The sequence below is a fragment of the Thalassotalea marina genome (assembly GCF_014656435.1).
GTDB classification, from domain to species: Bacteria; Pseudomonadota; Gammaproteobacteria; order Enterobacterales; family Alteromonadaceae; genus Thalassotalea_C; species Thalassotalea_C marina.
Genome location: NZ_BNCK01000005.1, coordinates 61,451 through 77,085, shown reverse-complemented (window position 1 = coordinate 77,085; position 15,635 = coordinate 61,451). Strand labels below are relative to the sequence as shown.

11 protein-coding genes are annotated in these 15,635 nt (G+C 39.7%); 7 read left to right on the top strand and 4 right to left on the bottom strand.

Annotated features, from left to right (window positions below; genetic code table 11):
• The first annotated feature begins 18 nt into the window (after positions 1-18).
• On the top strand, positions 19-978 hold the full coding sequence (locus tag IE199_RS11965; RefSeq protein WP_189770747.1) for an MBL fold metallo-hydrolase: 960 nt from the start codon (positions 19-21) through the stop codon (positions 976-978).
• A gap of 40 nt (positions 979-1,018) precedes the next feature.
• Here IE199_RS11965 and IE199_RS11960 read toward each other — a convergent pair whose 3' ends face one another.
• Positions 1,019-2,923, bottom strand: a complete 1,905-nt coding sequence (locus IE199_RS11960; RefSeq protein ID WP_189770745.1) for a TonB-dependent receptor plug domain-containing protein — start codon at positions 2,921-2,923, stop codon at positions 1,019-1,021.
• A 287-nt stretch (positions 2,924-3,210) separates the two neighbouring features.
• On the opposite strand from IE199_RS11960, the gene IE199_RS11955 reads away from it, so the two are divergent.
• From IE199_RS11955 to IE199_RS11930, 6 genes are all read left to right on the top strand, one after another.
• Complete coding sequence (locus IE199_RS11955; protein WP_189770743.1) at positions 3,211-3,939, top strand: transporter substrate-binding domain-containing protein; 729 nt, start codon at positions 3,211-3,213, stop codon at positions 3,937-3,939.
• Between the two features lie 203 nt (positions 3,940-4,142).
• Entirely contained in the window at positions 4,143-5,567 is a 1,425-nt protein-coding gene (locus IE199_RS11950) for a M1 family aminopeptidase (RefSeq protein ID WP_189770740.1), read from the top strand.
• Between the two features lie 106 nt (positions 5,568-5,673).
• Entirely contained in the window at positions 5,674-6,381 is a 708-nt protein-coding gene (locus IE199_RS11945) for a hypothetical protein (protein ID WP_189770738.1), read from the top strand.
• Positions 6,382-6,575: 194 nt separating this feature from the next.
• A complete protein-coding gene (locus tag IE199_RS11940; protein ID WP_189770736.1) occupies positions 6,576-9,245 on the top strand; it encodes a TonB-dependent receptor in 2,670 nt (889 codons plus the stop codon).
• 51 nt (positions 9,246-9,296) lie between these two features.
• A complete protein-coding gene (locus IE199_RS11935; protein WP_189770734.1) occupies positions 9,297-9,995 on the top strand; it encodes a PepSY domain-containing protein in 699 nt (232 codons plus the stop codon).
• Positions 9,995-10,762, top strand: a complete 768-nt coding sequence (locus IE199_RS11930; RefSeq protein WP_189770732.1) for a PepSY-associated transmembrane domain-containing protein — start codon at positions 9,995-9,997, stop codon at positions 10,760-10,762. The genes IE199_RS11935 and IE199_RS11930 overlap by 1 nt, the downstream gene beginning before the upstream one ends.
• On the opposite strand, the gene IE199_RS11925 is transcribed toward IE199_RS11930, so the two are convergent.
• The 3 genes from IE199_RS11925 to IE199_RS11915 form a co-directional block, all read right to left on the bottom strand.
• Positions 10,747-12,723 carry an LTA synthase family protein gene (locus IE199_RS11925; protein ID WP_189770729.1) on the bottom strand — a complete coding sequence of 659 codons (1,977 nt, stop codon included), beginning with the start codon at positions 12,721-12,723 and terminating at the stop codon, positions 10,747-10,749. The genes IE199_RS11930 and IE199_RS11925 overlap by 16 nt on opposite strands.
• 95 nt (positions 12,724-12,818) lie before the next feature.
• The gene (locus IE199_RS11920) at positions 12,819-13,421 is read right to left on the bottom strand and encodes a class GN sortase (protein WP_229854687.1); all 603 of its coding nucleotides are present in this window, start codon (positions 13,419-13,421) and stop codon (positions 12,819-12,821) included.
• Positions 13,391-15,520 carry a marine proteobacterial sortase target protein gene (locus IE199_RS11915; protein WP_189770728.1) on the bottom strand — a complete coding sequence of 710 codons (2,130 nt, stop codon included), beginning with the start codon at positions 15,518-15,520 and terminating at the stop codon, positions 13,391-13,393. The genes IE199_RS11920 and IE199_RS11915 overlap by 31 nt, the downstream gene beginning before the upstream one ends.
• Positions 15,521-15,635: the final 115 nt, after the last annotated feature.

The following is a 15,635-nucleotide window of genomic DNA, read 5'->3' as shown; positions in this document are numbered from 1 at the left end:
TAATAATAAGGACATAGGATGAATGTGTTTAAGCTCGTCATTGCTAGCCTATGGGCACTATTCGCGATTACGCCAAAAGTAGAAGCGTCAACGGCGAATCTCTATCAAGTGAAATCGTTAAAAATTACTACTTTATCAACTATGTTGGCCAATCGTGGAATTGGTGAATGGGGTTATTCCGCACTAGTTGAAGTAGATGGTAGAAAGATCCTGTTTGATACGGGAAATCGTCCTCAAACCGTTCTTCAAAATGTTAACGATTTAAAAATAGATTTATCCGATGTTTACGACGTAATCCTAAGTCATAATCATGGTGATCACACCGGTGGTTTAGTGACACTTAGAGAGCACTTTGCGCAACTAAACCCAAAGGCGTTATCCAATATTCACGTCGGTAAAGGAATTTTTGAAAAGCGCGCAGGGCGTGAAAACAGTATGTTAGCGATGAAAAAGTCGCTGGAACAGCAAGGTGTGACATTTTCTGAATATAGCAAGGTAACTGAGATATTTCCGGGTGTTTGGTTAACAGGCAATGTAAAGCGCATCCATTCAGAGAGAAACTGGAGTGGAAACGGCAAAATTGTCACAGATCACGGCCATATTGAAGATAATATTCCCGAAGATATGTCGTTGGTCATCAACACTGAAGATGGTTTTGTTCTGATAGCTGGTTGTGGGCATGCGGGCATTATTAATACGATGGAGCATATCGTTAACAACATTCACTCAAATGTTATTTCAACAGCAATCGGTGGATTTCATTTAATGAATGCAGATGACAGCCATTTAGCATGGACTGCTGACAAATTGAAACAGTTTGGTCTTAAAAATATGATGGGTGCTCATTGCACTGGCATTAATTCACTTTACACGTTACGCAGTTTGTTAAAGTCAGATCGACAACACATGGTGGTTGGCGCTGTTGGTGATAGCTTTACTTTAAAGGATGGAGTTAAAGCTGCTGCTATTGCCCGTTAAGCACCTCTAATTATTACAAGTTTCAATGCTGCCGATATTTTTACTTGCTTTGAAACTTGTAATTTATCGATAAAAACGCACCAAAACCTTCGCGAGCTGGCAGGGTATTTAAAGGATAAAATACCGGCGTATCATTTGGTTGATATACTTCTTCATCCAATAAGTTTTTTAATTCAAGTGATACAGTAAGCCTGTCATTTCCATTAATTTCAAACTTTCTGCTGGCTTTAAATGTTAGCCAATCGTAACCATTAGCTGCAGGGTTTACTAACTCTCTATTTGGGTCGAATAAAATATTGTCGTGATACTTAGAGTAACTGAGCCAATAGAGCCCAAGTTGCCAATTAAGGTTGTCATATGCCAAACCAACCTTAACGGTATTATTAGGTGCAAGGTTGGTATTATGCGTACCTTGTTTATCTTCATTGTGTTGGTGCGCAAGAGACGCCTCGCCATACCAGTATTTATTAAATTGTTGTTTGTATTCCAACTCAACGCCATAAGATGAAATTTCACCGCTATTTTTGTTTTCTAAAGCAAAATTGGGATCACTTGAAGGTGTTAACAAAATTAAATCACTTTCTTTATTGTTGTAGAGGATTAGTGAAAACAATTGATCCGTTTTTTGGTATAAAAGCTGCGCTTCAGTTGTTTTAATAGTTTCAGCGTTTAAGTTTGGGGTGCCTTTTTGGATACCCGGCGTTTCTATCGTCCGTTCACCAGAAGTGGGGTGGCGGTAAGCTTTAGCATGACGAAGTTTAACTACCCAGTCAGATGTTAAATCGTAACTAATTCCCAATCTTGGAATAAAATCAGATTGATTTTTAATGTTGTTGATTAAATCAATTGACGTAACGTATTGCCCCCCAAATTCCAACGAAAATTTCGGACTAAAGTAGTGTTTAATTTGTCCATAGGCGCTGGCATATTGTTCTTTTGTATCGGGAATAGTGGTGGCTTGATATACCCGCCTTGATTCATGATTAAGCCCAACTAACAAGCTAGTTTGATCATTTAGTTTGCCTGTTAGGTTGAACTCCAAGAGCCTAATGTTAAGAGGTGATTTGATACGAACAAAACTGTCAGCGATACCATTACTGCTCCATTCCATCACTTTTTTAATGTTGGTAAAGTGGCTATCTAATTGCCAATTGTCATTGAAGTTGTGCTGATAACTTAAATTAGTTTGACTTGACGGATGTTGTTTTGACCAGGGGATATAGTTAGCCTCCGGCCCGTCCCAAAAGTTAGCAAATCGTTGTTGCACACTTCGGTAATGTGACAATGAAACATTTTGGTATGCTAGTTCAATGTGTAATGTTTTATCTTGCTGAAATGCTTTTCTACTGAACTTGTTATTGGATAGCGGATCATTTGTTTTAGCATCCCACCCTCCAACATCGGTATAAAGCATGTGGAGTTTGGCGATAAAGTTTTCTTGTTTAAACAAATAACTGCCATCTAAGGTTTTAGTATCAAAGCTACCAAGGGTGAGCGATTGATTAACATCCCAGCCATTGGCGCTAGCCTGACGAGTGATGACATTAAAAACCCCTTGATAAGCATTGGTGCCATATAAAACAGAGCCAGGTCCTCGAATGTACTCAATGCGTTCAATAGATGATAGCGGTATTGAAGTATATAAATTATGCGCCCCCGATAAGTTGCCAAAAGGGCGGCCATTAATTAATCCTAAATGCTGTAACAATCCGGTCCAAGGTTTACTACCGCGGGTTGATATTGCAGTTAAAACACCATAATTGCTATTAACTGAAACAATTCGTTCAAGTATTTCAAACAGGTTTTGCCCACCAAATAATTCTATTTGTTGGCGGGTGATTACTGTGATACTGGCATTGGTATCACGAAAGGATTCTTTTTGTTTAGTCGCCGTGGTCACAGGGATTTTTAAAAGGTCTTCTAGCGACATATCAATGAGTGCCATGTCACCGCCATCGGCGTTTACAGTGCATGATACAAAGGAAATTGAAAGCCAGAAACTCAGTATGTTTTTGCGTAGCGCCATAGAATGAAGATAAAAAAGAATCTCTTAAAAAAGATAGCAGCACAATAGCTTAGCTTCAACTGTGTACTATAGTGTTTTTAAATCTATACAGTTGTTAGAGTCAAAAGAATTGTTTATTTATTAAACTATCGCAACCTGTGATAAATACCTGTATGATAGCGCGCTTTCATGAGCCTGACGTTACTTTAAAGGAGTTTATTACTGCTATGCGCGTACTGTTTTGCCTGCTTTTATTGGCTTATTCTGTCAATTTGTTTGCTTTTGAACGTGACTATATTGTGCGTTTAGGTTCAGAAGTTGAATGGGCTCCCTATCATGTAAGTACTGCAAAAGGGGCTGATGGTATGTCGGTTCGTGCAGTTGCCTGCATTATGGCGCGTATAAATCAGCCGTACACTATTGATAAACTACCTTGGAAACGTGCACAAGTAATGACTAAAGTTGGTCAATTAGATGGCTTTTTCTCAGCTTCTAAAAGTGATGACAGAGATATATTTGCCGTGCAAAGTAAAGTATTTTTGCCACAAAAGCGCAGTTTCTTCTTGTTAAAAAGTCGCTTAACAAAACCGTTGGAAACTTATACACCTGAATACATAAAACAACACCTGTTAACTGCTGGTCGACAAGGCTCTAACGCTTTACATAGCCTTGAAAACCATGGCTACAATATAGCAGTGAAAACTAGGGATACAGCTTCGTTAATCGAAGTGTTAAAACACCATCGCGCTGACGCTATTTTAGATAACGAATTGGTTTTGCTAAATGACATTAAAGGCACCACGTTCAAACCAAGTGATTTTTTAATAGTTGCTCTAGAAGAGCATCCTATGGGGGTTTATTTTGCTAAAGAGTTTTTGCAAAAGCGCCCGCAATTCTTAGCAGATTTCAATCGTGAAGTTGACGCTTGTACATTAATTTCGTCAAGTGACGCATAATTAAACACCGATTAATTAAACGATATTTAAATCGTTTAAACTAAACCCCAAAAGCCAATAATTCCTAACGGTGTTATTGGCTTTTTTGTGTTTTAAGGGGATTGTTTTAAACCATAAAGTCACTTTGAGTTACTAACTCTGCTAAGCCAAATGGTATGCTCTACTGAGCATGGTCACATGATTAGGTAACTTTGGGAGTTGTTGTGAAAAGGGTGATCTTGTTTATTTTATTGTCATTGCTGAACTCAGTAATGGCTCACGCTTCATTTAATGAATTTCAACTGCAGTTGGTGGCAAATCACTATCAACTCAATTATGAGTTGGACGTTTCAGGGCAGTCGTTACTAGCCTCAGGGGTTATCCGAGTAAAAAATATCTCTAATGAACCAGCTGATCATATACCACTGCGTTTATATCGTTTACTTACCGTAACTGCTATTACAGATTTGAATGGCGTAGGTTTGCCATTTGATCAACAAATACTGAACAATGACGATTGGCCGCTATTGCAAACCAACTACATTGAAATTGCATTGCAACGGCCATTAAAACCAAATGAAAGCTTCTCTTTTAACATTGAATATAGTGGCTACTTAAAAGGGTATACCGAAACGGGAATGGAATATGTTAAAGACGGCATTACTGACAATTTTTCCATCATAAGAATGGACGCTTTTGCGTATCCAATTGTCACTTACCCCAATGATACAGTAAATCGCCAAGCTAAGTTTTGGTTACACCGCTATGATTATGACGTTACGGTACAAGTACCTATAGGTTATGTTGTCGCAAACGGAGGGCAACTTATAACATCTGACATACAGAGCGACAAACAAGCTTTTCGTTACACCAATAAGCTTCCCGCTTGGCGAATGGACTTTGCAATTGCTAAATATCAACAGTATAGCAATGGTAACTATCAGGTTTTTAGTTGGGAATCAGAGCAAAAATCTAACGCTTTATTAGCGCAGATTAGCAAAACGTTTGCTCTGTACCAAAGTTGGTTTGGACCGTTGCAGCAAAATCTAGGTTATACCTTTATTGAAGTGCCTAAAAACTATGGTGCACAAGCTGATGTAACGGCAGTTATCCAAGATGCTAGCGGTTTTAACGAGTTAAATCGCGTTTACCATGAAATTAGCCATCAGTGGAATGTAAAATCCCTTGATGTATTCTCTCCGCGATGGGACGAAGGCTTAGCGACATTTTTAGAATACCTAACTTTGGATCAAATGGCTGGCGAGGGGCAGCTTGCAGGTAAAACAAAGCAAGTTTTGCAGCAAATTCGTCAATTACCGGAAAAACAGCCACTATATGGTGAAACGTCGTTTATTGATTATGGCAAAGCCGGGTTAAATTCCTATTCGGTGGGTATGGTTTTTTATCAACTTTTGTATGATTTAATGGGGCAAAATACTTTTAATAAAATTATTGGTGGCTTTTATCAAACCCATTACCAAACAGGGGCAACAACCCAAACATTTATTCATTACGTAAAACTAAATGCGGGTATAGATTTAACTCACTTCTTCGATGAATGGGCTTACTCAGCGCTATTTATGAAAAGAATTGAGCAACATCATTCATATCAACAACTTCTAAACTTTTACCGACAAAAAAATAAATGAAGTTAACGTATTTTGTTTACACATATCGTGTTTAAAACCCTAAACATTAAGGTAGTGATGTCGATAACCATAAGTAGTTAAGATATATAATAAAAGGACTTTGATCATGAAGATAGCGAATACACCTGCCGCTACATTGATAAATACCCTAAATAGTCATTCTGATAGTGCTAAAATTGAGAGTAAACAAGGTATCGAAGATGCTGTTAAAGCAGTTGCTGCGCAACATAACACTAAATCTGATGATTCACTAAGCAACAATCAAAACATCCGTGAGATTAACGATATCGTGGTAACGGTTTATGAGCCACAAAGATTTCAGAAGGTATCACAAACTCTTTATTTCGGTGAGTTGCCCAGTTTGTTTCGGCAAATGCAGTCTCATTATCAAGACTTCAACACTCAGCTAAACAATACAGATCCGCAGTTAACCAATAAGAATTGGGGATTTTCTATCGATGAAAAAGGTAGTTTTGTTGTCAATGGTGATATAACAGAAGATGAAAAATCTTATCTAGAGCACAAATTAAATAGTAATCTCGAACTGTTAGGTTTAGCTCAACAAATTCCTGATGTTTTGATAAAAGGATTATCATACGATCGAGGAACAGATGGTAAAGCTGAAGCTTGGGGTAAATATGACGTTAACATTGATAACTTCCAAGATATTATTGATATAAAAGAAGTATTAGATGTAACGTACACCGAGCGAAATGATTCAGGTATTTTCGCAGAGTACTTTGATATGTTTAAATTTCCTGAAAATATCGCATCACAGTTGCGACGAAACGCTCAGGTAAAGTTTAATTACTAGTTAGTAATAGTTGATAGCAATTTTTGTGCTCAAAAAAACATCGCTACTTGGTTGGGTTTCATCATTTTATTACTAAAGCTGCGACATAATGTCGCAGTTTTTCACTTAGTCATTGTTGTTAATAACAACCCCTGATATTTTTCGCGCAGTTGACATTAAGCTGTTAAAAATATTAGTAAAATCAAGGTTGTTGTATGACACGTTTACCTAAGCTTTCCCCTTTGGTGGTTGCACTTGGATTATGCGCAACACCGCTTTTCATCTTACCAGTAGCGCATGGCGCTGAGCCTGTTGAACGGATAGAAATTACTGGCAGTCGCATTGCTCGTGAAGAAGTGGTGTCGTATGCGCCAATTACCGTATTTGACGAACAAGCAATTGCCCAGTTGGGTATTACCTCTGTAGATACGTTGTTGCAGCGAATTTCGGCCTCAGCCGGCTTTGCTGGTAATCAAACAAGCGCCTATTGGACTTCTGGCGGTTATGGCAGCACACAGGTTAATTTACGTGGTTTAGGTATCAATCGCACGTTAGTGTTACTCAATGGTAGACGCATGTTAAACAGTGGTACGGGGGCTAACGCATCTGTCGATTTAAATACTATTCCAGTTAGCATTATTAAAAAAATTGAAGTATTAAAAGATGGCGCCTCTGCTATTTATGGTGCCGATGCGGTGGCGGGTGTGGTTAATATTATTACTCATCAGCAACTAGACGGTATTCAATTGTCTGCGAGAGTCGGGCAAACCGAACAAGGTGATGGTGAGCAATACACCATGAGTGTTACTGCTGGTCAGGTTTGGTCTGATGCTAGTGCATATTTAGCATTAAGTTATGACAAAACCCAACGTGTGCCAATGACGTCTCGTGCAAAATGCCCAATTAAGGTGGTTAACAACGAAAAAACATGTGGCGGCAGCACCAGTATTACTCAAGGTCGAGGCCAGTTTATCAATGAACAAGGTCAGCCGTTTGGTGATACCTTAATGTTAGTGCCAGGTGGAACGATTGGTTACACCAGCGCTGATGCACTTAATTATTTTAAGTATTTTAATGCGGTTCAACCAGTTGAGCGTTTTAATGCTTTTTCTGCGCTTGAATATGATGTTACGCCAGAGATAAAACTGTTTGCTGAAGCCATGTTTACCACTCGCACCTCTCATTTACCAGCCACGCCTCAAACCATCAGTAAAGTAACCATTCCTGCACAACATGCCTTTAACCCAACCAATCAAGACTTTTACCTAGAAAGCAGGCGTATTGGTGAAGCGCCGCGTGATTTTGAAGTGAACAGCGAGACTTGGCGAATTGTCACAGGCGTTCAAGGCTCATTGTTTGATGATTGGTATGTCGACTTTTCCTTAAATCATGGCCGAAATACCGGTGACTTTTTAGTGACCAATGTTATCGATAAACCGCGTTTAGCACAGGCAACAGATTATGTGCATTGTGATGCCAACCCTGATATTAAGTGTGCAAACCTTTGGGGCGAAAACTCACTGACCGATGACATGTTAAAAACGTTTTTGATTGATACCTTTGATAAAGGTGGCAACGAACAATTTAGCGTAACCGCCAATCTCTCGGGTGAACTTTTGAGTTTACCAGCAGGTGCATTGGCTATGGCTGCAGGCTTTGAATATCGCAAAGAAAAAGGTTGGTATAACCCAGATGCGAGAAAAGTTAGCGGTCAAGCCATGACAAATCAACAAGACCCCATTAAAGGGCAATATTCAGCCAAAGAGGCTTATCTAGAAGTGGTTGTGCCTGTTTTTGCCGAGCAAGATTTTGCTAAAAAATTAGAATTGACTGGTGCATTACGTTACTCAGATTTTGATACCTTTGGTGACGATGTAAACTATAAATTGGGTTTGCAGTGGCAAGTTAACAGCAATTGGATGATAAGAGCGACACGTTCAAGTGCTTTTCGTGTGCCCAATGTGCCAGAGCTTTTTGGTGGCATCAGACAAGGCTCGATGAACACCACAGATCCCTGTTCAAATTGGACAGCACTTGATGTTAACACTAACCGCTACAAAAATTGTCAGGCATCAGGTATTCCAGAAAGCTATGTGTTAGAAGGTACAGTGTTAACTGACCGAGGTGGTAATCCCGCACTTGAGCCTGAGCAGGCACAAACTTTGGCAGCTGGTCTTGTTTGGCAATTAGATAGTATTGCCGGTTTAAGTTTTACTTTGGATTATTATGATATTGAAATAGACAACGCGATTAATTCTGTTAATGGCTCTAATAAACTCGCCGCTTGTTATGACAGTGTTGATTTAAGCCATCCATTTTGCCGTCCAAGTGAATTTAAGCGTGATAGCAACACAGGTAAAATTACTTATTTACAAACTCAACTGGGCAACGCGTCAGCAGAAAAACTGTCAGGGTTTGATTTTGGTGCGTTTTACCAAGCATCGTTCAATGGTCTTGAAACGACGAGTCAGTTAGAGTTAAGTTATTTAAATGAATACAGTATTCAAACCTTTAAAGATGCGCCGATTAGCGATAAAGAGGGCACGATTGGTTATGATGGCAGTTATAGCCAATGGCGCGCAAACCTCTATTTTAGTGCCGGTAAGAATAACTGGCAGTTGAGTTACAATGCTCAGTATATTGGCAAGGCTGATGATGAATTTGCAACAGTTGGCACTTTAGGTGACGCCGTTGGATCAGTGATTTATCACAATATGCAATATCGTTATGGTTTAACTACTGATATTTCGCTGTTTGCTGGTGTTGATAATTTGTTTGATAAACCAGCGCCGTATCATCAAAGTTATACCGATGGTAACACCAATACCATGACGTATGATTTGCAGGGTCGTCGCTTTTATGTCGGCGTAAACATCACTTTATAATAATAAAGGCCAAGCACAATAAATGCTTGGCCACGTTCAACAGGAAACAAAGTGACATCAACATTTCTCAAAGGGTGGCGCAGGCAAACACTTCATCACCGATTAATGCTGGTTTTGGCCTTGCCAATGACCTTGTGGATCGTCAGTGGCTGTTATTTTGTCTGGTTAGATCTAGGCTATATTCGCGGTGATCATTACCAACAGCCGACAACTTACATAACCGTTAATGAGCAACATGTATCATTTGCTGAGTTGGCATCGCGTTATCCCGATGCACAAAAGCTCGACTTAACCATGATCGCACAACAGCCGTATTATCGTGTTTACCTAAAAAAAGGCACAGTGTTGGTTGATGCCAATACTGGCGCAGAAACTCAAACAATAACTCAGCAACAAGCCACTGATATCGCAACATCCGTTATGCCAAACGATATGCCATTTACCGTTAAAAAATTGCTAGATAACGCACCTAGTGAATTATCAGCAAGGCATTTACCCGTTTGGCAAGTTAGCTTTAACGATAGGGTCAATACCAGTATTTATGTCTCTGCTTCAAGCGGTGACATTGTTGCCAGACGCCATGATTTTTGGCGTACCTTTGATATATTCTGGCGCATTCACATTATGGATTATGACGACGGGGCCAATGTAGGCAACTGGTTGTTATTTGTAGCAACCATTCTCGCTTTAGTGGCTGTGATATCGGGCATATTGTGGCAGTCAAAGTGGTGGCGACGAGGTCGACTATAATGACAAAACAAGATACCAAACAACAGGTAAAAAAAAATCTTGCCCGCTGGCGACAATGGCACCGCATATTAGGCTCTATAGTGGGGCTGCAATTATTTATCTGGTTGATCACCGGGCTTTATTTTAACCTTGTGCCGTCCGAATATTTAAAAGGCACTAGCTACCTAACAAGAGTAAAAGCGCCGTTAACCGATGTTGTGGATATTAAGCCTTTTGATAGCGCTAAGTTATTAACACGCTTTCCTAATACTGAAAAAATTGAACTGGTGATGTTGGCCAATCAAGCCTTTGTGCTGTTAACTCATCAGCAGATGCGCTATTCACACCAATGCCAGCAGCAATCACTTATTAAACTAGGCTCTAGTGATAAAACGGATGTAAATATCGAGCTAGCAAAAGCTATTGCAATGCAAAGTTACTCCGGAGCTGGTGAAATAATAGCAGCAACAAAAATGTTAGCCGCGCACTGGGAATGGGGTAAAGAATGCAACGATTTATGGCGCGTTGATTTTAATGATAAGTTAAATACTCGGGTGTACATTCAAGCTAATAGCGGCTTGGTGATCGGGCATAAAAACCGATACACCAGTATCAGCGATTGGGTGTTTAGACTGCATTTTATGGATTACTTAAATCGAGGCAGTTTCAACAATATTTTTTCATGGAGCTTTGCTGCACTGGCACTGTTATTAGTTGTAACGGGAATACACGCCATTTATCAAAATTGGCGGTTAGGGCGATATAAAAAACATCACTCTAACACATAACGATACCAATCTTGTTGAAATGCTAAACTGCCCCAAAGTGCATGAGCCAGTGCAACGTTGGCTTCCTCATCTTCCAATGTTTTTGGCGTAAGTGACTTAGATATAGGATCATAACCAAAGGCTAATGCTGATTTATTCGGGCGTAAAATGGTGGCACCATTATCGGTTAAATAAGCGAAGTTTTCCGCGTATTGCATTAAAGCACGACCCTTCATAGTCGACTGCGTTAAATCTCTACCAAGCATAGGTGAATCATTTTCAACACCAATTAATGATAACAATGTTGGTGCTAAGTCAATTTGCGAGCTAATGTTGTTATCTTTTTGTCTGGCATGTGAGCTATTTAGAATGACGGCTGGAATATGAAAGTTATTAATTGGCACCAAGTTTTTTCCCAAGGCTCTGGCATCATGATCGGCAACAATTAAAAAGACGGTATCTTGCCAATAAGCTTGGGTTTTAGCTTGTTTGATAAACTTACCTAATGCGTAGTCGGCATATTGTATGGCTTGATGACGTTTTAACTCTGACCCCTCAAATTGTTTTAGCTGTTGCTCACTGTATTGAATAGGGGTGATCTTATTATCAGGAATTTCAAACGGGTCGTGATTACTTGAGGTAAATATAAAACTAAAAAACGGTTGGTTTTGCGCACTCAGTTTATTTAATTCTCGATTAGCTTGATTAAACAAGTCTTCGTCACTTGCGCCCCAAGTGGCAACAAAATCTGGCTGCTTAATATCATCAAAGTCAATAATTTCATTAAATCCATTACCCAAGAAAAAGCTTTTCATGTTGTCAAAGTGACTTTCACCACCATAGATAAACTGGGTGTGATAGCCTTGATTTTTTAATAATCCAGCAATGGTAAAGAAGTTTTTTTGAGACTTATCAAGCTTAACTACAGCGCGAGCAGGGGTTGGTGTAAACCCAGTAATTACCGCTTCTATGCCGCGTACCGAGCGAGTACCTGTTGCATAGAGTTGTTTAAATCCCCAGCCTTCATCGTATAGTTGGTCAATGTTTGGTGTTAACGGCAACCCTCCCAAAGCTGAAACATATTGCGCACCTAAACTTTCTTGCAAAATTATCACCAAATTTTTAGGTTTGCCTTGGTAACTCGGTTTGCGCTGTGAAAAACTCGGGCGCGTAGAGTCAGTGAAAGTTGTGGTAGGTAATCCCGTTTCTTTTTTTACCAATCGAATAATATCTTCATTCGCCAAGTTGCCATAAATTTTTGCCGCGTCTTGTTCGTTCTGCATTTCTTTGTAAGCATGCGCGACACTGTAAGCTGAATTTAGTGTTAATGAATTAATTAGTGGGTCGGTAGAAAAGTAAACAAAAGCAGGATTGATTGGCCGATGACCAAGTGTTCCTCGTGCGGCTAAAGCACACAATATGACTAATAGTAAAGTTGTGCAACTTATGGTTTTGTATGAATAAACAATTTGATCATTGATTGGCTGTACTAGCTTTTTACTAAGAGGTAAGCATACTGCCTTAATCACTAATGCAAGCACCAAAAGCGTTACGATAATGGCAAGCAAGTGACCGTTGAGTAGCATATTAAACACTTCTGTTGGATAAATAAGATACTCAATAAAAAGCCTATTTGGTCGTAAGCCATATTCCTGAATAAAGGGTGGCGTTGAAAGCTCTAGTAACAACACACTAGTGATCACTAGTGTGAAATAGACGCAAAAAAACAACCGACAGAACAAATGAGTTTGACGTCTGCCAAATAATATAGGGTGCAACAATGCCGGAATTAATAACAAATACCCAATACTGCTTAAATCAATTCTTAAGCCATTTAACATTATTTGGTAAAGATCATTTATTTGATTGATGTGTTGACCTTGCCAAAGAATAAAACCTAGTCGAAAGCCAGTAAAAATAAACAATAATAAAATCGCAAACACAATAAGCGGTTGCATTAAATCAATAAATGAACGACGCATTACACTCTAACAGTAAATAACCTTTAGGATGAGTGTAAAAATAAAACCTTAAAATAAACTTAAGGTGTTAATTGATTGAGAAACTAATACATGTTTTATGGTGTGAAGCTCTTTGCTTTTATAACATAACGCCAAGGTGTGTTTGGGTTAATCGCGTTAAATGGATAACAAGTGATCAGAGTTAACTCATCAAAGCCGTTGTTCTCTATCACAGATAAATCTTGTTGATGCACAACATCGATAGAGTAAACACTATAGTGATATTTTCCTGTTTGCGTCTCAATGGCGATCTCATCTTGCAAGCTTAAGTCTTGTAACACACTAAAATGTGTATCACGATGGCCAGTGATCACTGTATTACCTAAGTGGCCGGGCAAGGCTGTACTACTCATATGGCCAGGACCAAATGCTAAGGTGCGGCCAGTAGCGCCTGCTAGTACATAATAGCGTTTGTCTGTTATCGATAATTTGGCCACGGGAAAAGTATCAGCCCATGACCAAGGTTTTGAGTGCTTGCCAGTTTGTAATGTTTGGTGCCAAGCGTTGGCAATTAAATGCTGAGCTAATTTTGCTTTGGCATAAATATAACCGCTGGAAAGCACCAAGTAGCTACTGGCCAAAAGACAGGCCAGTATGAGAGCGTTTTGCCAGTTATCCCGGCTAAAACTTAACGTTGTTTTCTTAATAGCTTGATACACAGCGCAAAACTCAATAACAAGATAGCAAATAACATCTGTAACTTAGCCGGCGTCGCCGTTTGCGGTAGATTGCCGCTTAACTGCCCCTTGGGCCTTAAGTTGTGAACCTTACTTTCGAGGCTTTTTTGTTTGGCCGTTGGCGTCACATCAATTGCTACTAAGCTGGTCATTGAACTAACAATATGGTGTTGTATCGCAATGGATAAAATAAGCTGATCAATATTTTCATTTAATTGTTCTGCACCTTCAGCCAAACGTCCTAGATTTTTATCTCGTTCTAATTGCGCTATTTTTCTTCTTGCCCATAAGGTCGCAAGCCCTGATTGTGCTGCACTTGATGTTAGCTTTAAAGGCTGCTGCCAAAAGTGTGTGTTAAGTTCACCTGTCGCTTGCAGTTCTGTTAATGGTTCATCTGAAAAATAGCTGATTAGTAACGGCTCACCTTGATATAAATCGGGCAGGTTACGAGGATAAATATCAGCACTTTGTGGCAGGTTAATTTTTAGGTTGGCTAATACAGGCGAGTTTAATTTGCTAAACAGCTGCTGCATTTTATTTTGTACCGTTTGCAGGCTATTAACGTAGGTGTAGGTGCCTTTACCCATCAAAGCCGCTTCCGTCATAAAATAGCTATTGGGTGCTGCACCTATGCCAACGGTAAACAATCGGCTTTGCTTGAGGTTTTTATCGATAAAATCAAATAACTGTAATTCATTGCCCACGGCGCCATCAGTGATAAAAATAACCTGTCGAAGTTTACTAAGATCTGCACTTGGTGTGGCAAGCGCTAACTTGAGCGCGGCTAACATTTCCGTACCACCATCGGCTTCAAGCTGCTCAATATAACGTGCCGCCATTTGTTTGTTGTTCACCGTTGCCATTAAAGGCATCAGTGACATTTTTGTAGCGCTAGAATCAAACTGCACAATGTTAAAGCTATCGTTTTCACTTAGGTCGTTAATGGCTAACTGTAATGCCTGTTTCGCTTGTTCCATTGAGCCACCCGCCATTGAGCCTGAGGTGTCGATGACAAAAATAACTTCTCTTGGCAAGGTATTGTTAGCCATATCCTGTGTTGGTGGCATTAACATGATTAAGCCATAATGCCCGTGTTCAGTTACTTCGCTAAAGTGTGCAGCACTGGGGGCACTGCTTGGTGCAGCTTGCAAAGTTAGTACAAAATCTTGATTGGCAATCATCGACTCGGTTAAACGCACTAGGTATTGATTTTTAGCGTGTTCTGATTGTGTGATCGGGTGTACGTCACTACTGATCTGTTGCAATTTAAACCCTGGGTTTAAGCTGATGTTAAGTGCCACTTTATGTTTAGGCGCTGTTATTTCTTCTTTGGCGGACTCGGGCTGTTGATTATTGTTAGTTTGGCTATAGCTAGGTTGACTAACAGCCCAGCCGCTGTCATTTAATTCAATGTGTTGCTCGGGTAGAGGTTTAAGCGGTAAATAACGTTCGGTAATGGTTGTTGGAAATCTAAGCGTAAATTTATCTTGTTCAAAGTGCACGAGCTGTTGGTATTCAATGGTTACTTTAATTGTTTCATTGGGGCCAATATTAGCCACTTCATTAGTGAATAGGTTAGGGCGACTTTGTTGCAATAAGCTCGCTTTTTTACCAGCCAGTTTTGCTTGTTGAAACATTTTTTTGGCTTTTTGCTTTGGCTCAATGGTCGCTTTAATAACTCGTTCGCCAATGTGCATGGTTAATTGATCAACGGCAGCATTTTCTGGCAAGGGAAAAACATAGGTGCCGTTTAACCATTGGTCGGTTGGGTTAGTGAAAGTTTGTGTTACTTTTGCCCTTGCGATTAGGCCAGTTACTTTGATATCGACTGCGGTATCAAGTAATGGTGACATCACAAAATCAGCAGAGGGATCTTCTTGAAGGAAAAAGCTGCCTTGTTCAACTTGTCCATAACTGGCAACGCGTGTTGGTGTTTGTTTGCTTGATACTGACTGATAAGACATATCAAAAGTAAAACTCGAAGTATCAGTCGTTTGTGATGAATTTAATAACGGGGCTATGCCAAGTGTACCGCCGATGGCACAGATGGCGACGATAGCCCACAATAAGTGTTTGTTCATGAAGTTTCTCCGCATAATATGGCGTTATTAAACGCTATTTATGTGGCTAACTTTTGGTGCAAACATGGCAATATGACGAGCAATTGTGGCAAAAATATGGAAGGCAAAATATTTC